Annotated in this window: 21 protein-coding genes; 13 read left to right on the forward strand and 8 right to left on the reverse strand. The window is 31.5% G+C overall.

Going from position 1 to position 26,549, the window contains the following annotated elements:
- The first annotated feature begins 1 nt into the window (after position 1).
- The 3 genes from ABMY20_RS00655 (at position 2) to rlmB (ending at position 5,510) form a co-directional block, all read left to right on the forward strand.
- A complete protein-coding gene (locus ABMY20_RS00655; protein ID WP_349264361.1) occupies positions 2 to 3,181 on the forward strand; it encodes a SusC/RagA family TonB-linked outer membrane protein in 3,180 nt (1,059 codons plus the stop codon).
- A 22-nt stretch (positions 3,182 to 3,203) separates the two neighbouring features.
- Positions 3,204 to 4,646, forward strand: a complete 1,443-nt coding sequence (locus tag ABMY20_RS00660) for a RagB/SusD family nutrient uptake outer membrane protein (RefSeq protein ID WP_349264362.1) — start codon at positions 3,204 to 3,206, stop codon at positions 4,644 to 4,646.
- A 126-nt stretch (positions 4,647 to 4,772) separates the two neighbouring features.
- Complete coding sequence (rlmB, locus tag ABMY20_RS00665; RefSeq protein WP_047789841.1) at positions 4,773 to 5,510, forward strand: 23S rRNA (guanosine(2251)-2'-O)-methyltransferase RlmB; 738 nt, start codon at positions 4,773 to 4,775, stop codon at positions 5,508 to 5,510.
- 30 nt (positions 5,511 to 5,540) lie between these two features.
- On the opposite strand, the gene ABMY20_RS00670 is transcribed toward rlmB, so the two are convergent.
- On the reverse strand, positions 5,541 to 6,245 hold the full coding sequence (locus ABMY20_RS00670; protein WP_349264363.1) for a rhomboid family intramembrane serine protease: 705 nt from the start codon (positions 6,243 to 6,245) through the stop codon (positions 5,541 to 5,543).
- A gap of 76 nt (positions 6,246 to 6,321) precedes the next feature.
- On the opposite strand from ABMY20_RS00670, the gene ABMY20_RS00675 reads away from it, so the two are divergent.
- From ABMY20_RS00675 to ABMY20_RS00685, 3 genes are all read left to right on the forward strand, one after another.
- Positions 6,322 to 7,593: a replication-associated recombination protein A gene (locus tag ABMY20_RS00675; protein ID WP_047789843.1), complete on the forward strand. Its 1,272-nt coding sequence runs from the start codon at positions 6,322 to 6,324 to the stop codon at positions 7,591 to 7,593.
- An 18-nt stretch (positions 7,594 to 7,611) separates the two neighbouring features.
- Positions 7,612 to 8,493 carry a LysR family transcriptional regulator gene (locus ABMY20_RS00680; protein WP_349264364.1) on the forward strand — a complete coding sequence of 294 codons (882 nt, stop codon included), beginning with the start codon at positions 7,612 to 7,614 and terminating at the stop codon, positions 8,491 to 8,493.
- 77 nt (positions 8,494 to 8,570) lie between these two features.
- Positions 8,571 to 9,494, forward strand: coding sequence for a putative sulfate exporter family transporter (locus tag ABMY20_RS00685; protein WP_349264365.1), 924 nt, complete (start codon positions 8,571 to 8,573; stop codon positions 9,492 to 9,494).
- 20 nt (positions 9,495 to 9,514) lie between these two features.
- Here the strand turns inward: ABMY20_RS00685 and ABMY20_RS00690 are convergent, their stop codons facing one another.
- From ABMY20_RS00690 to radC, 6 genes are read right to left on the reverse strand one after another with little or no spacing between them, the layout of a single operon-like run.
- Positions 9,515 to 10,258, reverse strand: a complete 744-nt coding sequence (locus ABMY20_RS00690; protein WP_349264366.1) for a hypothetical protein — start codon at positions 10,256 to 10,258, stop codon at positions 9,515 to 9,517.
- Positions 10,259 to 11,641 carry a DUF5723 family protein gene (locus ABMY20_RS00695; RefSeq protein WP_349264367.1) on the reverse strand — a complete coding sequence of 461 codons (1,383 nt, stop codon included), beginning with the start codon at positions 11,639 to 11,641 and terminating at the stop codon, positions 10,259 to 10,261.
- On the reverse strand, positions 11,641 to 12,213 hold the full coding sequence (locus tag ABMY20_RS00700; RefSeq protein WP_349264368.1) for a hypothetical protein: 573 nt from the start codon (positions 12,211 to 12,213) through the stop codon (positions 11,641 to 11,643). The genes ABMY20_RS00695 and ABMY20_RS00700 overlap by 1 nt, the downstream gene beginning before the upstream one ends.
- Positions 12,214 to 12,888, reverse strand: a complete 675-nt coding sequence (locus ABMY20_RS00705; protein WP_349264369.1) for a YjjG family noncanonical pyrimidine nucleotidase — start codon at positions 12,886 to 12,888, stop codon at positions 12,214 to 12,216.
- A 5-nt stretch (positions 12,889 to 12,893) separates the two neighbouring features.
- The gene (locus ABMY20_RS00710; protein WP_073181447.1) at positions 12,894 to 14,201 is read right to left on the reverse strand and encodes a polysaccharide deacetylase family protein; all 1,308 of its coding nucleotides are present in this window, start codon (positions 14,199 to 14,201) and stop codon (positions 12,894 to 12,896) included.
- A gap of 26 nt (positions 14,202 to 14,227) precedes the next feature.
- A complete protein-coding gene (gene radC / locus ABMY20_RS00715; RefSeq protein ID WP_073181449.1) occupies positions 14,228 to 14,914 on the reverse strand; it encodes a DNA repair protein RadC in 687 nt (228 codons plus the stop codon).
- A 165-nt stretch (positions 14,915 to 15,079) separates the two neighbouring features.
- Between radC and trkA the strand changes: the two genes are divergently transcribed.
- From trkA to ABMY20_RS00750, 7 genes are all read left to right on the forward strand, one after another.
- On the forward strand, positions 15,080 to 16,426 hold the full coding sequence (gene trkA, locus ABMY20_RS00720; RefSeq protein WP_047789852.1) for a Trk system potassium transporter TrkA: 1,347 nt from the start codon (positions 15,080 to 15,082) through the stop codon (positions 16,424 to 16,426).
- Positions 16,426 to 17,925 carry a potassium transporter TrkG gene (locus ABMY20_RS00725; protein ID WP_073181451.1) on the forward strand — a complete coding sequence of 500 codons (1,500 nt, stop codon included), beginning with the start codon at positions 16,426 to 16,428 and terminating at the stop codon, positions 17,923 to 17,925. Before trkA ends, ABMY20_RS00725 begins: the two co-directional genes overlap by 1 nt.
- Positions 17,926 to 18,206: 281 nt before the next feature.
- A complete protein-coding gene (locus tag ABMY20_RS00730; protein ID WP_047789854.1) occupies positions 18,207 to 18,797 on the forward strand; it encodes a tail fiber protein in 591 nt (196 codons plus the stop codon).
- A 97-nt stretch (positions 18,798 to 18,894) separates the two neighbouring features.
- Positions 18,895 to 22,734 (forward strand): T9SS type A sorting domain-containing protein, encoded by a 3,840-nt coding sequence (locus tag ABMY20_RS00735; RefSeq protein ID WP_253679796.1) that lies wholly within the window; start codon positions 18,895 to 18,897, stop codon positions 22,732 to 22,734.
- A gap of 23 nt (positions 22,735 to 22,757) precedes the next feature.
- Positions 22,758 to 22,940 (forward strand): hypothetical protein, encoded by a 183-nt coding sequence (locus ABMY20_RS00740; RefSeq protein ID WP_047789856.1) that lies wholly within the window; start codon positions 22,758 to 22,760, stop codon positions 22,938 to 22,940.
- 63 nt (positions 22,941 to 23,003) lie between these two features.
- A complete protein-coding gene (locus tag ABMY20_RS00745; protein ID WP_349264370.1) occupies positions 23,004 to 24,125 on the forward strand; it encodes a hypothetical protein in 1,122 nt (373 codons plus the stop codon).
- Positions 24,115 to 25,200, forward strand: a complete 1,086-nt coding sequence (locus ABMY20_RS00750) for a nucleotidyltransferase family protein (RefSeq protein WP_349264371.1) — start codon at positions 24,115 to 24,117, stop codon at positions 25,198 to 25,200. Before ABMY20_RS00745 ends, ABMY20_RS00750 begins: the two co-directional genes overlap by 11 nt.
- Here the strand turns inward: ABMY20_RS00750 and ABMY20_RS00755 are convergent.
- The gene (locus tag ABMY20_RS00755) at positions 25,184 to 26,536 is read right to left on the reverse strand and encodes a Mur ligase family protein (RefSeq protein ID WP_349264560.1); all 1,353 of its coding nucleotides are present in this window, start codon (positions 26,534 to 26,536) and stop codon (positions 25,184 to 25,186) included. The two genes, ABMY20_RS00750 and ABMY20_RS00755, sit on opposite strands and share 17 nt — an antisense overlap.
- Positions 26,537 to 26,549 lie beyond the last annotated feature (13 nt).

The raw sequence follows: 26,549 nt of genomic DNA on the forward strand, positions 1-26,549 counted from the left end.
AATGAGAACAAAGTTTAATGGAATTTTAACGCTATTCCTAGCGTTAATTGTGCAAATATCCTTTGCACAAGAAAGAACAATTTCAGGTACTGTTTCAGATGAATCTGGTCCACTACCAGGGGTTACAATCTTAAAAAAAGGTACTACCAAGGGTACTGAAACTGATTTTGACGGAAACTATTCTATCCAAGCAAAAACAGGAGACGTTTTAGTTTTTAGTTTTGTTGGTATGAAAACAATGGAAAAAACAGTTGGTGCATCTGACTCTATTAATGTTACTATGTCTAGTGACAATCTTTTAGAAGAAGTAGTAGTAGTTGCTTATGGTAGTCAGAAGAAAGAAGAAATAACTGGGGCTGTTACAACTATTAAGACAGAAAGTTTAGAAAACGTTGCTGCAGCCTCTGTAACACAAGGATTGGTTGGGCAAGTAGCTGGTGTTCAGATAATAAATCAATCTGGTGCCCCTGGAGCAGATCCTACTGTGCGTTTTAGAGGTATTGGTTCTATAAACTCTTCTAGCTCACCTTTATATGTTCTAGATGGAGTGGTTTTTAATGGAAACCTAAATTCTATAAACCCACAAGATATAGAAAGTATGACCTTTTTAAAAGATGCGTCGGCTAATGCGCTGTATGGAAGTAGAGGGGCAAATGGTGTTATAATAATAACAACTAAAAAAGGTAAAACAGATAAATTGAGTATAACCTTTGATACAAAATTGGGTGTAAATACTAGAGCTGTATCTGAATATAATGTTATTACTGGTGCTGCAGAATACTACGAAGCTGTATTCGAAAGAGTTCGTTTATCTTTAATTGATGGTGGAACTGCTCCCGATGCAGCAGCTAATCAAGCAGCTGCAGGTTTAATTACTGGTGGTCCTTTAGCCATAGGATACAATAGTTTTAATGTGGCGGATGATCAATTAATTGACCCAGTTACTCGTAAAATAAATCCAAATGCAAGACTATTGTATCAAGATAGTTGGCTTGATGAATCTTATTTATCTGGAATAAGAAAAGAAAATTATTTAAGCATGAATTATAATAATAATAACGTTAATACTTTTTTTTCTGTAGGAAATCTTAGTGATGAAGGAATTATTGTTAATTCTGGCTTTGAAAGAACAACGGCTAGATTTTCATCGGAATATAAACCCACTGAATGGTTGAAATTTGGTGGTAGCATTAATTATGCTCATACAGATACAGATAACCCGCTTGGTGGATTCGGTAGTGCAAGCGTAAGTAATATAGCTGGATGGGCTAGAGGTACTGCTCCTGTTTATCCTGTTTTTAGTAGATCTGCTGATGGAAGTATTATTAGAAACTCTAACGGAGATCCCCTTTATGATTTTGGACAAGGAACTGGGGGAGCAATAGGCACAAGACCAGCTTTTAAAGCCAACGCTAATCCTGTTGGTACTAGCGCTTTAGACATTAACGAAAATATTTCTGATAATATTTCAGGAAGATTAAATGCCTCTGTAAAGTTTTGGAATGATTTTGAATTTTCTTATAATTTTTCTGCTGATATTACAAATGCTAATATTACAAGATACGCAACACCCGAAGGAGGTGATGCGCTTTCTTTCAATGGAAGAATAACTTCACGATCTAATAGAGGTATGACCATAGCTAACCAACAATTATTAAATTGGAATAAAGAACTTGGTAAACACAGTTTATCTTTTCTTTTGGGACATGAAAGTAATAACTACAACTTTAGATTGCTAGCTGGTCAAGTCACAGAAACAGTTATAGGAAATCTTCCTGTATTAGACAACGGAGTAAATATTCAATTTTTGACAGGTTATCAAAAAGATTATACTGTGGAAGGTTATTTTTCAAGAGTTACGTATGACTTTGATGACAAGTATTTTATTAATGCAAGTTTTAGAAGAGATGGATCATCTGTATTTCACCCGGATAATAGATGGGGTAATTTTTATGGAATTGGAGGAGCCTGGTCTATTCACAAAGAAAACTTCTTTACTTCTTCATGGATTAATAGTTTGAGATTAAAAGCTAGTTATGGGCAACAAGGTAATGATGCAATACTTTATGAAGATAATAGAACCATTACAGGAGATTTAGATAATAGAAATTACTACGCTTACACTGATCAGTTTGACATCGTGAATGCAGGAAATAACGTTCCAGGAATAACTTTTTTCCAACTTGGAAATGAAGATTTAGTTTGGGAGACATCAACTAACATTAATGCCGGATTTGAAATATCAATGTTTAATAATCGATTCACTCTAAATGCTGAATATTTTAAAAGAAAAGTTGATGATTTACTATTTTTTGAGCCATTATCACAAAGCGATGGGGTTGGAACTAAGCCTGCTAATGTAGGTGACATGGAAAATAATGGTGTAGAAATTGAACTTGGTTTAAAACTAATTCAAAACGATAACTTTAGATGGGATTTTAATGTAAACGCAACTCATTTTAAGAATAAAATAACTAGATTACCGGAAGAATTTATTGATGATGGTCTATTTAGACTTCAAGAAGGTAAGTCAAGATATGATTATTTTATGAGAGAATTTGCTGGAGTAGACCCAACAAATGGAGATGGATTATGGTTTACTGATGTATTAGACGTCGATGGTAATCCAACAGGAGAAAGAGAAACAACTAATAATAGAGTAAATGCGACTGAGTATTTTGTTGGTAAAACAGCCATTCCAGATTTATATGGAGGTTTTTCAACTAATTTTTCCTACAAAAATATTTCTCTAAATGTTGCATTTGCTTACCAAATAGGAGGATATGGATATGACGGAGTATATCAAAACTTACTTGGTACAACTTCAGCAGGAGATAATTATCATAGAGATGTTTTTGATTCTTGGACACCTGAAAATACAAATGCTTCAATTCCAAGGTTAGACTCTAGTGATGTTAATCAAGCTGGTACTTCAACGTTTTTCTTAGTTGATCAATCATATTTGAATCTACAAAATATTACATTATCATATAATTTTAATGACAATCTACTTAAAAACATAGGTTTAAGTTCTGCTAGAATTTATGTGACAGGCAATAATTTATTTTTATTATCAAAAGCTAGAAAAGGTTATGATCCAAGACTAAGCCTTACTGGAAATGCAATAAACGAATTTGGTTTAGCAAGAACTACATCTGTTGGACTTACTCTTAATTTTTAAAAATAACTTAAATAAATATAAAATGAATAATTTGAAAATATTTATATTTTTATTAACTCTAACATTTAGCTTTGGCTGTAGTGAGGAGTTTTTAGATACAGATCCAGAAAGATCAATATCTTCAGAACAAGTTGCTTCCGCATCTGCAGCAACAGAAGCTATTGTTAATGGTATTTATGCTAATTTAAGATCTAGCGGTGTAGGAAACCCGGCACGTGTAGATGTAGATTATGGTCAGAAAGCAATGATGGCTTACGCAGATATGCTTGGACATGATATTGTTTTACATAACTTCAATTGGTATATCTTTGTGTATAATTATAATGGCAGACAACAAACTAGTAGTAGGACCAATATTATATGGAATACTTACTACACTGCTATAGCAGACGCTAATAGTGTCATTATTGCTTTAGATGGCAAAGTAGACAGAACTGATAAAGAAAATGCCTTGTTAGGTCAAGCATTAGCTATTAAAAGTTTTAGTTTATTTAATCTAGCTAGATTTTATTGCCATACTTATCTAGGAAATGAAAGTGACCCTGGAGTTCCTATTCCTGATAGAGTTAATTTTGAAGGTAATGGAAGAGGGACATTACAAGATGTATACGATAGAATTATACCTGATTTAGAAAGAGCTAAAGATTTATTGGTTGGATATACTAGAAACTCTAAACAGCAAATTGATTTAAGTGTAGCACAAGGTATTTTAGCAAATGTTTATCTAGAAACAGGAGATTGGCTTAAAGCAGCTGACAATGCAAATAAGGCAAGGCAAAGCTATTCTTTGATGCCTGGTACTGATTATGCAAGCGATGGCTTTGATAATATAAATAATGTAGAATGGATGTGGGGTGCAGATATTGACTCCCAAACTTCAAGTAGTTTCGTTTCTTTTTTCGCTCATTTTGACAGTACTTCAGGAGGTTACGGTGGAACTTTAGGAGGATATAAAAAAATAGTTCCAAGATTATATGACCAAATTCCTGATACAGATCTCAGAAAAGCTGCCTGGGTAGATCCAAACAATAATAATACTTCATTTCCAGATTATACAAATCTAAAATTTGTTGATGCCACAGGTTCATTTGAAGGTGACTACTCTTATATGAGAAGTGCAGAAATGTATCTTATCGAAGCTGAAGCAAAAGCTAGGTTAGGAGACGCTTCTGCTGCTGATGTCCTTTTCGAGCTAGTTAGTAATAGAAATCCAGCATATACAAAATCTACTAATACGGGTATGGATTTAGTAAATGAAATTTATCTTCAAAGAAGAATAGAACTTTGGGGAGAAGGAGTAGCATGGTTTGATTTAAAAAGGTTTAAATTACCATTGGATCGAACTGGTCACCCTTCCTTTGGTAACATTAGTATAACTCCAGAAGGTGATTTTTTTAGATTTCAAATTCCAGAAGGCGAAATAAATTCAAATCCTAAAATTAATAGCTCTGATCAAAATCCTTAGGATATGATTAAACTGTCAAACGTTAGAATAATTTGTTTTAAATAAGTAAACAAATTTTAAATAAAACTAAAACCACCTCTTTCCGAGGTGGTTTTTTTATACCACAAAATCAACTACATTTGCAACATGGAACAAAACACAAATATTTTCGGTATTAGAGCCATTATTGAAGCTATAGAAAGTGGAGCTTCAATTAACAAGGTATATCTTCAAAAAGGTTTACGAGGAGAGTTATTTTTTCAATTAGATAAGCTCCTAAAGAAGAATAAAGTATCAACTAGTGTAGTTCCTACTGAGAAGTTAGATCGTTTATCTAAACATAACAATCATCAAGGTGCTGTAGCTAAAATTTCCCCTATTGACTTTTATGATTTAGAGAGCTTAATTGAAGAAGCATTAGAATCTGATAAAACTCCTCTATTTTTATTATTAGATCAAGTTTCTGATGTAAGGAATTTTGGGGCCATTATTAGAACAGCAGAATGTACCGGTGTAAACGGAATCATCATTCAAAAAAGTGGTAGTGCTCCTGTAAATGCTGAAACCATTAAAACTTCTGCAGGAGCTGCTTTTAAAGTACCTATTTGTAAAGTAGATCATATTAAAGATGCCATTTTTCAACTAAAAGCTGCAGATATTAAATTAGCTGCTGCTACTGAAAAAACTGAAGATTCAGTTTTTGATGTTAATTTTAATCAACCTATGGCAATCATCATGGGTTCTGAGCACAAAGGAGTAAGTAACTCTGTTTTAAAAATGGTGGACTATAAGGCTAAATTGCCACTTCTAGGTGAAATTGAATCTTTAAATGTTTCAGTTGCTTGTGGTGCGTTCTTATATGAAGCTGTAAGACAACGTTTATAATATTTTAAATCCTGCTTAATGCAGGATTTTTTATTCCTCTTCCTTGTAGATATAACGGTATTTTATTTCCTTCAATTCTAACTCGGCTTCTTCAATTGGTGGAATATAGTTTCCATTTTCATCAAACATATCATCAAATTCTGTTTTAGAGAACTTAAAACTTTCCTTAATTATACCTTTATTTTTGTATAACAAAGCTAATACTATTCCTGTAATTAACCCTGATAAATGACCTTCCCAAGACATTCCTTCTTTAATCGGTAATACATACCAAACCATACTTCCGTATAAAAATATGGTGATGAAAGAAACAGCTACTAACCTGTAGTTTTTCTTTATAATCCCACTAAAAAGAACAAAACTAAAAAGTAAATACACAATTCCACTCGCTCCAATATGGTAGGATTCTCTTGCAATTAACCAAGTTAGTAATCCAGTAATAATCCCTCCAAATAACAAAACTTTAATTGCTACTTCCTTATAAAAATAAAAAAGACAAGCTGAGAGCACAAATAAAGGAACTGAATTATTAAAAAGATGCTTGGTGTCACTGTGAATAAAAGGAGAGCACAAAACTCCTTTTAAACCACTAAAATTTCTTGGAAAAACTCCAAATTTATTGAAATTCCATCCGAATTTAATTTCTACCCAGTATACAAGCCAAATTGTAAAAACAAACAGGAGAGGAATAGTAAAAACTGTTGAAGAAAATTTTAGTTGCTGTTCTGTGTTCATGACCTTTAAAATAACAAAAATAAATCCAAAGCAGTATTTCTGAAGTTCTGTCATAAATCTTTGCTATTTTTACATTATGAATCAACCTTTGGCAGAAAGAATCCGTCCACAAAGTTTAAGTGACTATATTAGTCAACAACATTTAGTGGGCGAAAATGGAATTTTAACCAATCATATAAAACAAGGAATTATTCCTTCACTAATTTTATGGGGGCCTCCAGGAATTGGAAAAACTACCTTAGCCAATATTATTGCAAATGAATCTGGACGTCCATTTTATACCTTAAGTGCTATTAGTTCTGGAGTAAAAGATGTTCGTGAAGTAATTGAAAAAGCAAAGAAAAGTGGCGGATTGTTCACGCAAAAAAACCCTATTTTATTTATTGATGAGATTCATCGTTTTAGTAAATCTCAACAAGATTCTTTATTAGGCGCTGTTGAAAAAGGTTGGGTAACTCTAGTTGGCGCTACCACTGAAAACCCAAGCTTTGAGGTTATACCTGCCCTACTCTCTCGTTGCCAAGTGTATATATTAAATTCTTTTGATAAAAATGATTTGGTTGCTTTGTTACATCGCGCAATGGAAAAAGATGAAATCATTTCTCAAAAAAAAATCAACTTAAAAGAAACCGATGCACTGCTTCAAGTTTCTGGTGGGGATGCGAGAAAACTTCTGAATATTTTTGAATTATTAGTTTCTGCTGATGATGAAATTGAGGTTACTAATGAATTGGTATTATCTAAAATTCAAAAAAATACGGTTCGTTATGATAAAACAGGTGAACAACATTACGATATTGTTTCTGCTTTTATAAAATCTATCAGAGGTAGTGATCCCAACGCAGCAGTGTATTGGTTAGCTCGTATGATAGAAGGCGGGGAAGATGTGAAGTTTATTGCTCGTAGAATGCTTATTGCTGCTTCTGAAGATATTGGTAACGCAAACCCTACTGCGTTAATTTTAGCCAACAATACCTTTCAAGCTGTTTCTGTAATTGGCTATCCAGAGTCTAGGATTATTTTAAGCCAGTGCGCTGTATATTTAGCAAACTCTGCCAAAAGTAATGCTTCTTATATGGCTATAGGTGAAGCACAAAATTTAGTTAAAACAACTGGTGATTTGTCTGTTCCGTTGCATTTACGTAATGCTCCTACTAAATTAATGAAAGACCTAGACTACGGAAAGGAATATCAATACTCTCACAACTACGCTGGTAATTTCGTAAATCAAGAATTTTTACCCGATGAGATAAAAAACACAAAATTGTATGAACCAGGCAACAATGCTCGTGAAAATCAATTTAGAGAACTACTGAAGCAACGTTGGAAAGATAAATACAATTATTAGTTACAATACAAATAGGTTATGAATTATAAACTAAAAACTTTTATCAAAGTTGCTCAGTATTCAAGTTTTACACTTGCTTCTAAAGAGTTGAATATTTCACAACCTGCCGTTTCTAAAACTATTTCAAAATTAGAAGAAGAATACAATACAACTTTTTTTAATAGATCACGAAACTCTATTTCATTAACAAATGAAGGAAAAATTTTTCTTGATTATGCTTATAAAATTACTGAGTTATTTGAAGAATTAAAGAATTCTTTTCTTTTAAATGAAAAGAGCATTTCTCTTGAATTTAATATAGGATTGAGCACCACAATTGCTACGTATGTGATACCAAAAGTACTCGCTAAAATAAAACAAAACTCTAATAATATAAAGTTCAATATAATTAGTGGTAATACAAAAGATATTGAACATAAGATTTTAAATCAAGAATTAGAGTTTGGTATTGTAGAAGGAAAATCTTCTAATCAATTATTACGATACTCAAAATTTATAAAAGATGAAATTGTGCTGGTTACAAGCACTAACAATAGCAATAGTAAAAGCTCTATATCAAAAAAAGAACTAAGTGAAATACCTTATGTAAGTCGTGAAATTGGTTCGGGTACACGTGAGGTAATTGAAGAAACTTTAAAGAAAAACAACATTACTACACTAAACAGAGTAATAACATTAAATAACACAGAGGCTATTGAACAGTATTTACACTACTCTAACTCTTATGCTCTCTTATCTATCCATGCTGTAACGGAAAAACTCATTCAAAACAAATTAAAAATAGTTGATATTAAAGGGCTTTCTTTTGAGCGTGAGTTTGATTTTGTTTGTAGGACAAACTATCAATCAAAAAAAATGGACCTACTTTATAAATTAATTAAAACCAACTATAACTTTTAGTTATTCTGTATAACTATTTAATTTCCTTTTTAGCTATATTTCAGTCGTAGTTTTGTTTCATCAAATTCTTAGAAAAAATGAAACAATTCTATCTAATTATCTTTTTTATATTCTCTATAACACTAGCCTTGGCTGGCTACATTTCTAGCCCTTTTGCTTTAGTATTTGGCTTTATTTTGACATCTATTTTTGGTAATCCTTTTCCAGAAAAAACCAAAAAAGCAACTCAAATTCTTTTAAAAACGTCTCTTATTGGTTTAGGTTTTGGAATGTCTTTAACTGAAACTATACAAACAAGCAAAGAAGGGTTTATTTTAGCTACTTTATCAATTATTTTAACCGTAACTCTAGGTCTCTTTCTTATTAATTTTTTCTCAATTGAGAAAAAGTTAGGCTTTTTAATTACTTCGGGGACTTCTATTTGCGGCGGAAGTGCTATCGCTGCTATTTCACCTGTAATTAAAGCTAATCATAAAACTATAAGTATCGCTATTGGAGTTGTTTTCTTTTTAAATGCTATTGCCTTATTTATATTTCCTCCTTTAGGACATCTTTTTGGTTTAACTCAACAACAATTTGGAATTTGGTGCGCCATAGCTATCCACGACACCAGTTCTGTTGTAGGGGCTGCTTTAGAGTATGGTGATGAAGCTTTGCAAATAGCAACTACTGTGAAACTTGCACGTACTTTATGGATTATACCTTTATCTTTTTTTGCTATGCTTCTTTTTAAGTCTAGTGATAGAAAAATTAAAACCCCTTATTTTATAATTGGATTCATTGTAGCTATGCTACTCAACAGTTATCAAGTTGTTCCAGAAAGTTTTTCGATAAACATCGTAGGATTATCTAAAAGACTTCTCGTAGTAACCTTATTTTTAGTAGGAATGAATTTAACTGGTAAGGATTTAAAAGAAAGTGGTATTAAGCCTGTTATTGTTGCTTCTCTTTTATGGATATTTATAAGTGTTTTTTCACTACTCTTTATTATTATTTCTTAAAGAGTAGTGAAAAATATGCGTTAGAACTTTATTTGATATTGTTTTATTGTTTTAGTTCCATCCACATAATACTCAGCAAACCAAAAACCTCCATTTTTATATAAAATTCCATTCTTATCTTTAATTACAAAAACGTCTTTTACATTCGTTTTTAATACTTGAAAAACAACTTCAGGTTTTGTGTTTACTAACTGGAATCCGTTAGTTGTTAATTGTGCATACAATACATTCTTTGTTGTGTTTTCTTCATTAGCCTGCACTGTTTTATTTTTTACTACCTCAACAGTTGAAACCACTGGAGCTACTTCTTCTTCTTTTACAGTAGTTACTTCTTTTGATGGTGTATACTTGTACTTTAATGCCTGTACTGATTTAAAAGCATTACGAATAGCTTCATGATAGGCCTTTTTGTAATCTTTCTCTTTACTTCTTCCTTCTTTAGATGCAAACACCACTTTGTTATTACAATCTTTTAACTCTACAATACTCTTTGTTGTAAATAATCCTGATTCATCTCTTACTGTACCTGTTAAAGCTAAACACCTATTATTTACAACTTCTTCTGGTAACTTCTCTTCTTCTAATAGTGCTGTAAAGCCATACTTATTGAATAAGAATTTTGTTAATGAACTTGTTTGGTATTTATCTTTACCTTTTAAAAAGTCAAACTTTGTTGGTACAATAACATACTTGTAAGTATTAATAGATTTTTGCGCAAAACTTGTTGCTGTGATTAATAATAAAACGTAAACTATTTTTTTCATTTATTTAAATATTAAATTAACTCCTAGTTGAAAAGAGGTTGTATTGGCATCAGCAATATCGGCAATTTTAAACAAATTGTCCACTACACCGTATATGTTTAACTTTCCTGTTTTTACTGATAATCCTAATCCAAAATTAGTGTATGAAAAATCATCAATTGTATAGGTTATTTTACTCCTCACTCCTTTTATTAAAATTCTTTCATAAAAACTTGTAAATGCGAATTTAGGTCCTGTAGGTCTAAAAACAGCAAACAACTGACCACCAATAGCATTGTTATAAAATTTATTATACGTCATATCGTAGCAAGTTTCTTCTCTTCTTGATTTTCCCCAACTATGTTTAACTGAACTATTAAACTTTATAGGGCGCATTACTGTATATGAATTTTTATCTTCTTCATTAGGTATTTGGCTTTCTATGTCGTTCTTTAAGTCTTCCCAATAATTACGATTTGTTCCATCGTATTTAAACTCAATACCAGAAAAATTATAACTTCCTTTTACAGATGCATTTCTATTTCCTTTTGAATAATTCACAAAACCTACATCTAACAAACTAGCTGTTAATTCAGTTTGTTTATTAATCTTATAGGTAATTCCAAAATCTATACCTAAGCCCAAGTTTCCTCCCAAAAGTGATCTACTAATGATATCTTTTGTAGAAATTTCAACATTATTATTTTCATTATAAATACCAGAGCTATAAACCGCGGCATCAATATTATTTAAATGGTGTGTGTAAATATTATCTTGACCTAATTTTGTTGCAAAACTTCCTTTATTTTCAGTAGAAGTAACATTAGCTATTCCCGAATAAATTTTTAACCTCCCTCCTACTGTTAACTTATCATCTACTTTTTTTGAAATACCAACATGGAGAACACTTAATACTTCAGATTTTACCGAAACTTCTGATGCCAAAAAATCTTTATTTAAGTTGGAAGCATTGCCATCATTAATTAGTTGTAATATATTTTTTGGCACCGCCATAAATGCGTCTACTTCTGTATAAAAACCTCCAGATATATAATACTTATCATTAAGTTTATAACCTGCATTTAGTATTTCTATTTGTGTGTTTAACTGTATATAATCGTTAACTGATAATTTATTTAATGCATTCCTATACTTAACATTAAAATTAATCATGTCATTTCTAAAAACATCAGCTATTGTAACATCACCTGTTACTCCGGCTTGAAAAGACACTCCTGATAAAAAGGGAATTCCTACATGATATTTATAATTAACGGTTGCTCCTGGGTTTAATAATAATGTTTGTGGTATTTCATCGAACCCATATAAAACTTGTTTATTTTGACTGTTTATTTCGTGTATTACGATTATAAACAACAGCAATAAAATGTATAAATGTTTCATTAATTTATTTTAAAATAAAGGGTTCCTGCTGATTTAAAAGTAAACTTTTTGGGTTCGTTGATATCAATCACGGTACCGTCTGAACTTGGTAATAGCTCAAGAATTAATTCAATTTTAGTTGAATTTAAAATACTTGAATTACTCAAAACATCAATAACCTCTTGAAAGTTAAAAGCCTGAGTGTTTTTGGGAATATTAATTGATGTAACTCTATACGTTACTGCATTATTCTCGTCGAGAAAATTAAAATTAAGTTTAAAGTTTCTATCAAAAGGATTATTTATTTCAAAATTAAGTTCAATTTTATTTAAATCTTCAGCTCCTTCATTATTAAAAACTTCTAACCTTGAAACCTCTCTTATTCTTGCTATTTCAATTCCTGTTGGTGTAACTAATGAAATTTGATCAAGATTGGCATACACTAATGATGCAACAATAACTGGTGTTATTTCTATATCTTCTGCTTGACTAAAATCAATATCTTTTATACATGACATATGTGTTATTAAAACAAATAATATAAAGAAGTGTTTTACTTTCTTATTTTTATTTATTTTCAGAATATTATTCATTTATAAATATTTTTTTAATTCAATTAATGAAGTTATTTGTTGGACATCTTTACTTTTTATTTCTTCTGAAAAGTGAATTACTTTCATTTCTGAATTTAGAGCACCAATAATATCAGCCTCATAATTGTCACCTATCATAACAGACTCTTTTGCTTTAGCTCCGGCTTTTTCCAATGCAAACTTAAAAACCTTTGAATTAGGTTTTTTAGCTCCAACACATTCAGATGTGATTACTTGTTTAAAAAAATTACTAATTCCTGACTTTTTTAGTTTTAATTTCTGCACCTCTTCAAAACCATTAGTAATGATGTGTAAATCATACTTCTTTTCTAAGTACTCTAGTACCTCTTTAGTATTATCAAATAGGTAGTTAAAGTTTGGTAAATATTCTATGTAATCTTTAGATATTTGGTTTATTAAATCATCAGAAACTTCATAATTTAAACTATCAAATGTTTCTTTTAATCGATAATACCTTAAAGCTGATTTTTCTATTTTATCTTCTCTGTATAGTTTCCAAAACTTAAAGTTCAAAGGCATATAAACTTTTAAAAAATCACCTACTGGAATAGTTATATTTTGTTCTTTAAAAATTTGATTAAAGGTTAGTTTAGAGTTTTTATCAAAGTCCCATAATGTATGATCTAAATCAAAAAACAAATGTTTTATATCCATATTATCTATGTATTTCTTACTATTTTTATCATTGAATTGTATAATCTATTCCAGCCTCTCCATCTTAAATAATTACTTAAACTTTCATTATGAAATACTGTTATAAAAGTACCATTTACCGCCTTTACTTCATTTTTTAAATCTCTAATTTTTCCTAATGACTGTTTTGGTGTTAACTTCATGTAATCGTTTAACGTTGTATCCATCAAAGCAAATGGGAATATTTTTAATGGTGTTTGAATTTCAAAATCTAAATCGTAAAAGTGAAAAGGTGTACATGTAGTTGCTCGAAAACCAACATGTGTTGTATATCCCATTGAATAGTCTTCATCTATCTCTAAATCTATTAACTGTTGATATGTTTCTGGTAAAGACACTCTTAAATAGTGTTGTCTTGAACGCTTAATAGGCATATTAGTTATGTTTTCTAAACGCTCTTTTTCCTTTTTTAACATAGCCGCATTATTAACGGTGTAATAAGAAGGATGTAAGCCTACACGAGCGTAATCAACCATATCTTTTATTAACAATTTAAATTTTCTTTTAGAAGCAGAAACATTAGTATCGAATGTAGTATAATCACCTATTAAAAAGAAAAATATAGTTCTTATGTTATATGTTTTCTTTACATCTATTATTTCTTTAAAGGTATCAAATGGGTCTTTTTTAATATTAAAAAAGACAGCAAATCTATCCCAAACTGTAAAAATCTTAAACTGAGAAATGTCTTTTAAAAAACCTCCCAATATCCTAATAAAACTTTTATACTTATATGCATAAGCATTATCCACATCTATTGTAGATATATACTTATATTTTCTTGTAGTATGTTTAAAATCAGGAAATTTTTGCTTTAAAGTATCGAGAAACTTATATGCCCATATATCAACAAGTGGCTTTTCTAAAAACCCATTTTGATATGCTATACTTTCTTTTACCGAAAAACGGCCATGCTCGTCTTTAATATGCGGTAAATATTCTTCATATCTTGATATTAAATAAAAACTAGCAGCAAAAATATCAAATGGGATCTCAGAAGTTTCAGCCGTTGAAAAAAAACAAGGAGCTTCATCCCATTTTTGAATAATTATTTCTACATCCTTTACACCTTGTTGAAACAACAACTCATTACTTTCAACAAAAAACTCTTTTCCTAAAGGAACATTTGTATATGAAAACTTAGGTCCATTATAAGCTACAAATTCCTCTACTTTACCTGTAAAATCAATCTGAACTTGTAAAATACGAGTAAATATATGTTTAAAAATATAACGTACTCTAGGAGTAACTTTATGGGTATAAATAAGTATCATAAATAGTAACTAGAATCGTAAAACGACTATAAAATTCCTTCATCTGCAAAGCTAAAATAAGCTTTTTCAGTAACTATTAAGTGATCTAGTAATTTAATATCTAAGGTAACACCTGCTTGCTTTATTTTTTTAGTGATATCAATATCTGATTTACTTGGTGATAATTTTTCTGAAGGGTGGTTATGACAAACAATTACTCCAATTGCAGAAAGCTCTAAGGCTCTCTTATACAACAATCTTACATCTACCAAAGTAGCGGTAAACCCTCCTTTACTTAATTGGTGTTTTGCTAATACTTTATTTGAGTTATTAAGATATAATACCCAAAATTCTTCGTATTGTAAATCACCTATAAGTGGTTGCATAATTTTTGCTACATCAATAGAACTTTTTATTTTAGGCACACTTGCTCTTCCTACAAACTGTCTTCTTTTACCAAACTCTAAAGCAGTTACCACAGATATTGCTTTTGCCTCCCCTATTCCTTTAAATTTCATTAACTCCTCTATAGATAATTTTGCTAAAGCATTTAAGTCGTTGTTTACTGATAATAATATTCTTTTTGCTAAAGCAACTGCACTTTCATCTCTATTTCCAGAGCCAATCAAAATAGCTACTAATTCGGCATCTGACAATACTGTTTTTCCTTTAGACATTAACTTTTCTCTTGGTCTATCATCTAATGCCCACGATTTAATAGAAATCTTATTCATATTATTTTTTTTTCTTTTCACAGTCTTATAAATACGTAAATAAACGTAGTCGTTTAATTACAAAACTTTAATTGTTTTTTCTTTTAAATTTATAAATATAATTCATTTTTTGCACAACCAAAAGAAGCACAGTATCTTTGCATTCTATCTTTTTTAATTTTTAATATGAAGATTATTATAGCCGGGGCTGGAGACGTTGGTTTTCATTTGGCTAAACTCCTTTCTTACGAAGCACAAGACACATATGTAGTCGATTTTGATGGTGAAAAATTAGAATATCTAAACAATCATTTAGATGTTATCACCAAAAAAGGAGACGCTACCTCTATAAAGTTATTGAAAGAAATAGGTGTAAGCTCTGCCGATTTATTATTAGCAGTTACTGAAAGTCCTAATACAAACTTTACGATTTCTGTAATAGGTAAAGCATTAGGTGTTAAAAAAACAATTGCTAGAATTAGTAATCCTGAATTTTTAAATAACCCTTGTATTAATTTTAAAGATTATGGTGTAGATTTTATGATCTCTCCAGAAGAATTAGCTGCGGAAGAAATTAAGTCTCTACTAAATCAGTCTTCATTTAATGATACTGTTGCTTTTGAAAATGGAGTTTTCAATATCATGGGAACAACACTTGGGTATAAATCTCCTATTTTAGACCTTACTGTTAAAGAAACTAAAGAGAAATTTTGTTTGGTAGACTTCATTACTATAGCTATAAAACGTGAAGGGACTTCTCAAACAATTATTCCTCGTGGAGATACTGAGTATAAAATAAACGACCAAGTATATTTTTCTGTGCCAAAATATAGTATTGATAAACTATACCCTATCATAGGAAAAGAATATATAGATATTAAAAATGTAATGATCTTGGGAGGAAGCCGTGTAGGAAGAAAAACAGCGAGAAAACTCTGCAAAGATAACTTTAAAGTAAAGCTAATTGAAAAAGATAAAGACAAAGCCTTACAACTTGCAGAAGATTTACGTAATACATTAGTTATTTACGGTGATGGTAGAGATTTAGAATTATTAGAAGAAGAAAGTATTAGAGAAATGGATGCTTTTGTGGCTGTTACTGGAGACTCTGAGACCAACATCATGTCCTGTTTAGTAGCTAAATCCAAAGGTGTAAAAAAGACAGTAGCTTTAGTAGAGAATATGGATTATATTAACATTTCTCAAACTATTGGTATTGATACGTTAATTAATAAAAAATTAATTGCTGCAAGTAATATTTTCCGTCATATTAGAAAAGGGGAAATTGTAGCCTTAGCTAATCTGCATAATGTTGATGCTGAAGTTTTTGAATTTGAAGTACATCCAGGTGCTAAAGTAACTCAAAAAATCATTAGAGAATTACGCTTTCCTAGAGAAGCCATTATTGGAGGTGTAATTAGAAATGGAGAAGCATTAATGTCTTTTGGTGATTTTCAAATGCAAAGCGGTGATAGAGCCATTGTTTTCTGCTTACCTGAAGCTATAAATATCGTAGAAGACCTATTTAAGTAATGGAAAACCTTAATCTTAAATTAGTCTATCGTTTTTTAGGAGTTACAGCTATCCTGAATGGGTTATTTATGTGGCTTGCCTTACCCATAAGTTTTTATTACAACGAATCCGCTAAATTAGGAATTCTAAATGCCGGAATTATTACGATAGCAATTGGTTCTTTATTGTTTTTTTTCAATAAACCCGATAATAAAAACATTCATAAAAAAGAGGGATACCTTATTGTTACTTTAGGATGGCTTACCTTATCGTTCACAGGAATGCTTCCCTATCTACTCACAGAAAGTATACCGAACGTAACTAATGCTTTTTTTGAAACAATTTCTGGTTACTCAACCACAGGTTCCTCTATTTTAACCGATATAGAATCTATGCCTAAGGGTATTTTATTTTGGCGAAGTTGTACACACTGGATTGGAGGCATGGGAATTATTGTACTTACCATTGCTATTTTACCTTTATTAGGTATCGGAGGTATGCAACTTTTTATGGCTGAAGCCCCAGGTCCTTCTGCTGATAAACTACACCCAAGAATTACTGATACAGCAAAACGCTTATGGTTAATTTATGTATTGTTAACTGCTATTGAATTTTTACTACTAAAAGTAGCTGGAATGACTTGGTTTGATGCTATTAATCATGCTATGGCGACCGTAAGCACGGGTGGATTCTCTACTAAAAATGCTAGTGTAGCTCATTGGAATAATGCTCCATTAATTCAGTACATTATCATCTTTTTCATGTTTATTGCTGGTACTAATTTTGTACTCACCTATTTTGCATTAAAAGGAAAAGTTAGAAAAGTTATACAAAGTGAAGAATTCAAATACTACCTTTTTGGTATTCTTGGAATAGCTACCATTGTAGCTTTAATGATTATCTTTTTTCAAGATCCCAATCTACAAACTACTATAGAACATCCTAAAGTATGGGGTGAAGTAGAAAGTGCAATAAGACATTCTTTATTCTCTGTTATATCTGTAGTGACCACAACTGGTTTTGTTACTGCCGATTTTACAATGTGGAGCTTTTTTGTTACCGCAATATTTTTCTCTTTATTTTTTTTAGGAGGTTCTGCAGGGTCTACATCTGGAGGAGTGAAAATTGTTCGTCACATTATCATGTTGAAGAATAGCTTTCTTGAATTTAAAAAATCATTACACCCAAATGCCATAATACCTGTTCGTTATGACGGAAAAGCAGTTAATCAAACAATTATATTCAACATACTTTCATTTTTTGTACTCTACATGCTAATTTTTATAATTGGTACTGTTGTTCTAGCCCTTTTAGGTTTAGATATAAAGTCTGCTTTAGGAGCATGCGCTTCTTCATTGGGTAATATCGGACCTGCTATTGGAAGTGTTAGTCCTGTAGACAATTTTAACCATTTATCAGCAGGTGCTAAATGGTTTTGCTCTTTTCTAATGTTAATTGGTCGTCTAGAGCTATTTACTGTGTTAATTTTATTAACTCCTTTTTTCTGGAGAAAAAACTAACTTAAGTAATAAACTTACCTATAAAAAACATCTCTACTTATACGTATATACCTTAAAAGTACACGTTTGCATATTAATCGAATACGCTTAAACAATAGAATTAAAGTTTAGTGCGGTTTGTTTTTATATTTGGTTTGTAGAAAACAAATATTCAACATTTAGCAATTTTACACACTTGTAACAAAAAACTATAACTAACAAATAATTAAACAGTTACACAAAGCATATTGTTTTTTTTACTAAATTGTTGTTCTTAACATTAACTACTAAACTTTTTATTTATGGAACCATTTTTAGGTCAAATTACGATGTTCGGAGGAAACTTTGCTCCAAGAGGTTGGGCATTTTGCGATGGACAATTACTGGCAATTTCACAAAACTCTGCTTTATTTTCAATTTTAGGAACCACGTACGGAGGAGACGGAAGAACAACTTTTGCTTTACCCGATTTAAGAGGTAGAGCTCCAATAGGCCCTAGAAATGGCCCTGGCTTAAGTGATTATAGATTGGGTCAAAGAGGAGGGGTAGAAACGGTTACCTTAAACATTACTCAAATGCCAAGTCATAATCACGCAACTCAAAACAATACAGCTGCTGACCAACATATTCAATTAAGTGCTGATGCTGGTATTCGTAGTACTCCTCAGGCAGGAGATGTTCCTGCTGGAGCAAGTTTTGGATCTGGTATTAGTGCCACACCTGTAAATGCTTATGGACCTGCTAACAATACTGTTAATGGACAAACTATTAGTGCTAATGCTGGTTTGAATATACTTAATACAGGTGGAAACCTACCACATACTAATGTACAACCTTACTTAGCTGTTAATTATATTATTGCTTTGGTAGGTGTTTTTCCTTCTAGAAATTAACTTATTTGTTATAATTCATTTGATAAAATAAAACTCTAGTGAAAATCATTAGAGTTTTATCTGTAAAATTATTTAACCAATCATATACTAAATAAAAATGAAACATCGTTACTTTAAATTCTTATTGAATATACTTGTTTATTTTGTGCTTATTTTTTCTAATAAGCAATTGAACGCTCAGACCCCTAGTACTATGGAATTTGGTTCATCAACTGTGGTTTTAGCAACTGGTACAAATCCTAGTGCTGATCAATCAGTTAATTCTCTATTAAATAGCTTTGATATCTCTAGTACATCTAGTGGCAACATTGTTCTTGCCTTTGCCACAAATGGGAACGGAGTAGGTACTGATGCAATTGGTGGAGCCTCGGATGCTGTATTAGCTTGGGCAGGAAACGGTACTTTTTCTGTTAGTTCTGGAACACTATCAACAGATAGTGGTGGGGAAATAGGTATTACATCAATGCAATTTGCTTACCAACAAGCTATAGGTGGTAGCACACTTGATTTCACATTCATTGGTAAAAAAGATGGTGCAACAGTTGGTACACTTGTCTTAGTAGACCCTGCTCATAACTCTGCTATAAATATAAACTTAGCTTCACCTACTACAGGTTCTTTTTCAGATATTGACGAAATAGTTATAACACCTGCTACTCCTATTTTTGGGGGATTTTCAATAGATGGTATGGTAGTTACATCTGCTTTTTCCAATACAGCACCTGTAATTGGAGGAACAACCGCTGGTCAAAGTGTAAATGATAATAGTACTCTTTCTCCTTTTTCAAGTATCACAACTACAGATGCAGATGGAGATAACTTATCTGCTACCATTACATTAGATAATAATGCAAAAGGAACATTAACAGGTACGGGACTTTCTGGTACTGGACCTTATACTATAGCTAGTACTACACCTGCTGATTTACAAACAAAACTAAGAGCTTTATCTTTTAATCCAACTGATAACAGAACAGCTACTTCAGAAACAACTACTTTTACAGTTGTAATAAATGATGGTACTACTGATGATACAGATAATACAACAACAGTAATTTCAAATGCAGTTGCACCTGCTGTTTCTAGTGTGAGTGTACCTGCCAATGCTACTTACGTAACAGGACAAAATTTAGATTTTACCGTAAACTTTGACGAGGATGTAACTGTAAATACTACAGGAGGAATACCGCAAATAGCTATTACCATTGGAGCTACCATACGCCAAGCAACCTACATTAGCGGTAGTGGAACAAGTGCTTTGGTTTTTAGACATACGGTTCTTTCAGGGGATCTTGATACTGATGGTATTGCTGTTGGCTCTTTAGCTGCTAATGGCAGTACTTTAAAAGATTCTGGAGGAAAAGATGCTAATCTAACATTAAATAATGTGGGGGCAACTACTGGTGTATTAGTAGATGCAGTCGCCCCTACTGTAACAAATGTTAATGTACCTGCAAACGCCACTTACATATCAGGTCAAAACTTAGATTTTACTATTAACTTCAATGAAAACGTAATCGTAAACACTACTGGAGGAACTCCTCAATTAAGTATTACAGTAGGAGCAACTACTCGTCAAGCAACCTACATAAGTGGAAGCGGAACAAGTGCTTTACTGTTTAGATATACTATACAATCAGGTGATTTAGATTCTGATGGTATTGCTATTGGTACATTAGCTATAAATGGTGGTACTTTAAAAGACGTCGCTACTAATGATGCTAATCTAATTTTAAATAGTGTTGGAAACACAACCGCTGTATTAGTGGACACAGTTGCTCCCATTATAACAAGTGTTAATGTGCCTTCAAACGCTACTTATGTTACAGGTAATAATCTAGATTTTACCGTTAACTTTAATGAAAATATTATAATCAGTACTACTGGAGGAACTCCTCAATTAAGTATTACAGTAGGAGCAACTACTCGTCAAGCAACTTACATCAGTGGTAGTGGAACAAGTGCTATAGTCTTTAGATATACTGTACAGTCAGGTGATTTAGACACTGACGGTATAACGGTTTCTTCTTTAACTGCTAACGGTGGCACTTTAAAAGACACCGCTACTAATGACGCTAACTTAACTTTAAATAGTGTTGGAAGTACAACCGCTATATTAGTAGATACAATTGCTCCTATTGTAACAAGTGTTAATGTGCCTTCAAATGCTACTTATATAGCAGGTAATAATCTGGATTTTACTGTTAATTTTAATGAAAATATTACAATCAGTACTACTGGAGGAGTTCCTCAAGTCGCTATTACTATTGGGGCTACTATACGTCAAGCAACTTACATCAGTGGTAGTGGAACAAGTGCTATAGTCTTTAGATACACAGTACAATCAGGTGATTTAGACACTGACGGTATAACGATTTCTACTTTAACTGCTAACGGTGGTACTTTAAAAGACGCCGCCACTAATGACGCTAACTTAACTTTAAATAGTGTTGGAAATACAGCTGGTGTTCTTGTAGGAGTACAAACTATTACTTGGACAGGAGCTAGTGATAATGATTGGAATACAGCTTCAAACTGGGATTCTAATAGTGTTCCATCAACAAATTCTGATATTATTATTCCATCTGGATTAACAAATTATCCAACAGCTTCATCTGCTATTACTTTTAATTCTCTAACAATTAGTAATGGGGCTTCTTTTATACCTCAAAGTACTGTTACTGGTACCGTTACTTATAAAAGAAATTTACCAACTACAAACTGGTATTTAGTATCACCCCCTGTTGCTGGTGAAACTTTAGAAGATATTATTGCTAATCATACCTTGGCTTCTGGTACTGGTGGTAATTTAGGACTTGCTCCTTATAGCAATATTACTGGCCCTGCATGGTTATATGTTCAAAGTGGTAATACAGGAACCATTACTAATGGAATAGGTGTTTCTATTAAATTAGCTACTCCTGGAGAAGTTTCAATCAGTGGAACAGCTAATACTTCTAATATTACTAAAGCTATTTCTACAGGTAGTAGAACTAATTACAACCTTGTAGGAAATCCGTATACATCATACATTAATTCTGCTAGTTTTACAGCTGCTAATTCTGCTGTACTTACCAGCGAAACTATTTGGTTGTGGAATGGAACTCAATACATAACCAAAAACGCTATCAATCCAATTGAAATTGCTCCAGGGCAAGCTTTCTTTGTAGAAGCTGCGGTAAACAATAATGTTATCTTTAGTTCAGCCAACCAAAGTCATCAAAATTCAGATACATTCATGAGACAGGAACCTATTCCTTCAATTGAATTATCTATTGACAATAACGATGTTAAAAGATCTACAGATATCTTTTATGTTTCAGGAAAGACTACAGGATATGATAGAAGCTATGACTCAAAAATGTTTGGGGAAGATACTTCTAACTTAGCTGTTTTTACTGAGCTAATTACTAATAACCAAGGAAAACAATTAGCTATTCAAACATTACCAAACACTAATCATGAAAATATGATTGTTCCTGTAGGTATTAAAGGAAAAGCAGGTGAAAAAATAACTTTTTCAACTATTTCTAAAAATCTACCAGCTAATCTTAAAGTATACTTAGAAGATAGAACAAATAGAGTTTTTACCAATTTATCTGAAGATAATTATACTATAACTCTTACGAATGATACAAACGGTATTGGTCAATTCTATTTGCATACTAGCTCTAAAAAACTTGAAACACCTTCTGTTACCCCTTCATTAGATAATATTAGTATATATAGTTCTTCTAATAATGAAGTTACCATTGTAGGATTGCAAACTAAAGCCAATATAGTTGTTTACTCAATCTTAGGGAAAGAAATTTTAAATCAAAACATAAACTCTAACGGAGTAAGTAAAGTAAGCCTTCCTGAGGTATCTAGTGGTGTATATATTGTAAAGTTAAATTCTGAATTAGGAGAGATCACTAAAAAAATAATCTTAAAATAAGCTAGCTATAAAATCAAGTAATTATGAAGAAAAACATAAAAAAGACTGATACAGATTCTAAAAATATCACTCGCAAAGAAGCTCTAAAAAAAATTGGCGGTTATAGTAAATATGCTGCTTTAACGGCTTTAGGAACTTACATGATTTTAAATCCTCAAAAAGCACAAGCACAAAGCGCTCCAGAAGATCCTGGTAGTGGATTTTAATCTTAAAAACTTCATCCAAAAAACCTCGATAAAATTATCGAGGTTTTTTATCTTTAGTCAATCATGATAAATAAAATAATTAAACGAAACATAGATAATAAAAGTATTGTTTGGTTTCAAGATAACAATGAATATCTTGTTGTAGATCCTCTTGTGGCTGAAATACTCTCTCTTTTAGATCAAAACGTTGATAAGCAAAAGATAACTACTCAGATTACTAAGCAAGTTGATATTACTTATAAAGAAGCGTTCAGTTTAGTTATAGATATTGAGACTTTACTTATCTCTTCAAAAGAAACTAACAATAAAAGTAAAACTCAACCTGTAGTTAAACCAACATATTTTACTTCAATAAAATATTATAAAATAAAGGATATAATTTTAGAAGTGAAATATGCTTCTGACATAGAAACTTCTCTAATTCATCCTAAGTTTGCTCATTTAGAAACTGAAGAAACTAAAAATATCAATCATAAATTTGAAATCTTTAGTAATAACAATAGCATTTCTCTTTCCGTAGATGATATTGTTATTGATACTTGGAGCTTGAGAGAAGTACATTATTTCCAGGGCAAATTTTCTATGGAATTAGTACAAAAAGTCCATAAAAAAAATGAAGATGAATGGATAGGTGTTTTTCATGCTTCAGCAATTAGCAATAACAATAATTCTATTTTATTTTTAGGAGACTCTGGAAATGGAAAAAGTACATCTTTAGCATTATTACAAGCCAATGGTTTTACTTGTTTAGCCGATGATTTTGTACCTGTTGACAACTCTTTAAATGTACACAGTTTTCCTTCTGCTATATCTATCAAGAAGAATAGTCTAGAAACCTTACTTCCAATATATCCTGAGCTAAAAACATCTGCCGAATATCATTTTAAAAGACTAAATAAAATTGTTCGTTATCTGCCTACAAATAATCATGATTACTCTTTAAAGTTACCTTGCAAAGCTTTAATTTTTATTAAGTATCAAAAAAACAGTGGTTTAATCATTGATAAAATTTCAAATATTACAGCCTTTGAACAGTTAGTTCCTGATTCTTGGTTGTCCCCAATATCTCAAAATGCAGAGCTTTTCTTGGATTGGTTTGAAAAGCTACCATGCTATCAATTAACCTATTCTGATAATCAAAAAATGATTACTACTGTCAAAAATATCTTTGCTGATGAATTATAAAGAAACCCTTTTATTTGTTGCAAAATGTTTAACAATCACTCATGAAAGAGACAATTGTAAACTGGTTGAAGAAAAAATAAAAAACAATACGGTTGATTGGAACACTATAGTTAAAGTAAGTACAGCTCAATATGTGTTTCCTGCTTTATATTGTAATTTAAAACGAGCTGACTTCTTACACTATTTACCAACTGATTTAGTAGAGTACATGCAACACATTACTGGTCTAAACAGAAAACGAAATGAACATATTATAGCTGAAGCTAAAGAAATCAACGAGCTTTTGCTCTCAAATAATATCACTCCTATTTTTTTAAAAGGAACTGGTAATTTACTTGAAGGGTTATATGAAGATATAGCTGAACGTATGGTGGGAGATATTGATTTTTTGGTAGAGAAAAAACATATCCAAACGACCTATAAGCTTCTACAAACTAACGGGTATACCAATAAAATTTCTGAGCTTTTTGAGGATCATAGACATCTACCTAGAATTACACATCCAAATAAGATTGCAGCTGTAGAAATTCATAAAGATATATTACGAAAAGACAAGACTACATTTTTTAATTATAATAGTATCAAAGATTCTCTATTGAGTGTAAATGATGTCACTGTACTGTCTCTCAAAAACCAAATCAAATTAACCGTTTTTTCTAAACTAGTAAATGACTACAATTACTTTTTAAAGAACATTAATCTTCGAGGTGCCTATGACGTTTTTTTACTAGGTAATAAGTTAAAAGTACAAACCAAAATATATGATAATAAGCTATCTAAAGAATTAAATGCTGGTTTAGACTTATACTGCAAACTTTTGTCAGAGCCTAAAAACCTTCAATATACATCTGATAAAAAAAGTCAACAATATATATCTAGTTGTTTACAGAGTTTGTCTCTAAATCGATATAACAAAATAAAGAAAGTAGTATTAAAACACTACTTAAAAACATCAATAAGAATTCATATTTTATGTAAAGCCTTATTTAAAAAATCATACTTTAAGTTTTTCTTTTCTAAAATAACTGATATTAGCTGGTTAAAAAGGAAATTAGGTTTTACACCAGACCTTTAACCTCATCAAAGTCTAAACCGCCATAATTACCAGAACTCATTAGTAACAAAGCAGTATTTTCAAGATTTTTACTAAATAAGAAGTCTTTAAACTCTTGTGGATTCGTATATATAATCAAATCATCTCGTTCAAACGCTTTAGCTATTTGTTCTTCAGAAACTTCTTCTAACTGTTTAATTTTTACAGCATGGGGAGAATAAAATACTACTGCTTTGTCTGCTTTATCTAAAGCTCCTTTATACTCCGATAAAAACTCAGCATTTAAGCTCGAATAAGTATGCAACTCTAAACATGCTAACAAAGTTCTATTTGAGTATTGATCTTTAACCGCTGCTGTCGTAGCCGCTACTTTAGATGGTGAATGTGCAAAATCTTTAAACACAACTGTTGAAGAATTTTCAGCAACCTTTTCCAAACGTTTACTTGCACCTTTAAAGCTTGCTATCGCTTCATAAAACTCATCTTCATCAATTCCCATGTGTTGACAAATCCACTTTGCTCCTGCCAAATTTTGTAAGTTATGTTCTCCAAAAATTTCTAACGGCAAATCTCCTTCTTCAGTTTCCAAATAAGTAATTCCATTATCAATAAAATAATGTGGGGTTTTATAAGGATATTTTTTTATCGGGTGACTAGAACTTTCTACAACTTCTTTTAAAATCGCATCTTCCTCATTATACACCATAATTCCACCATTCGTTAAAGAATCTGTAAAAATTGAAAACTGTTCAACATAGTTTTCAAACGTTGGGAACACATTGATATGATCCCAAGCAATTCCACTTAACAATGCAATATTCGGTTTGTACAAATGAAACTTCGGGCGCATATCTATAGGAGAACTTAAATACTCATCACCTTCCAGAACAATAAACTCATTTTCTTTGGTTAAATGTACCATTGTATCAAAACCATCTAACTGAGCCCCTACCATGTAATCTACTTCCCTATCATGATAATTCAACACATGTAAAATCATAGAAGTAATCGTTGTTTTTCCATGAGAACCACCTATAACCACACGAGTTTTATCTTTAGACTGCTCATATAAGAATTCTGGATATGAATAAATTTTCACTCCAAGTTCTTGCGCTTTTAATAACTCTGGGTTATCTTTTTTTGCATGCATTCCTAAAATTACAGCATCTAAATCAGCGGTTATTTTTTCTGGAAACCAACCAAACTCATTCGGTAATAAACCTTTATTTGCTAAACGAGTTTTTGACGGGTCATGAATTGTATCATCACTTCCTGTTATTTGGTATCCTTTTTGTTGTAATGCCATTGCTAGGTTATGCATTGCGCTACCTCCGATAGCTATAAAGTGAATTTTCATAGTGTTGTTATCT

Source organism: Tenacibaculum sp. SSH1-16 (assembly GCF_040104435.1).
Lineage (GTDB): Bacteria > Bacteroidota > Bacteroidia > Flavobacteriales > Flavobacteriaceae > Polaribacter > Polaribacter mesophilus.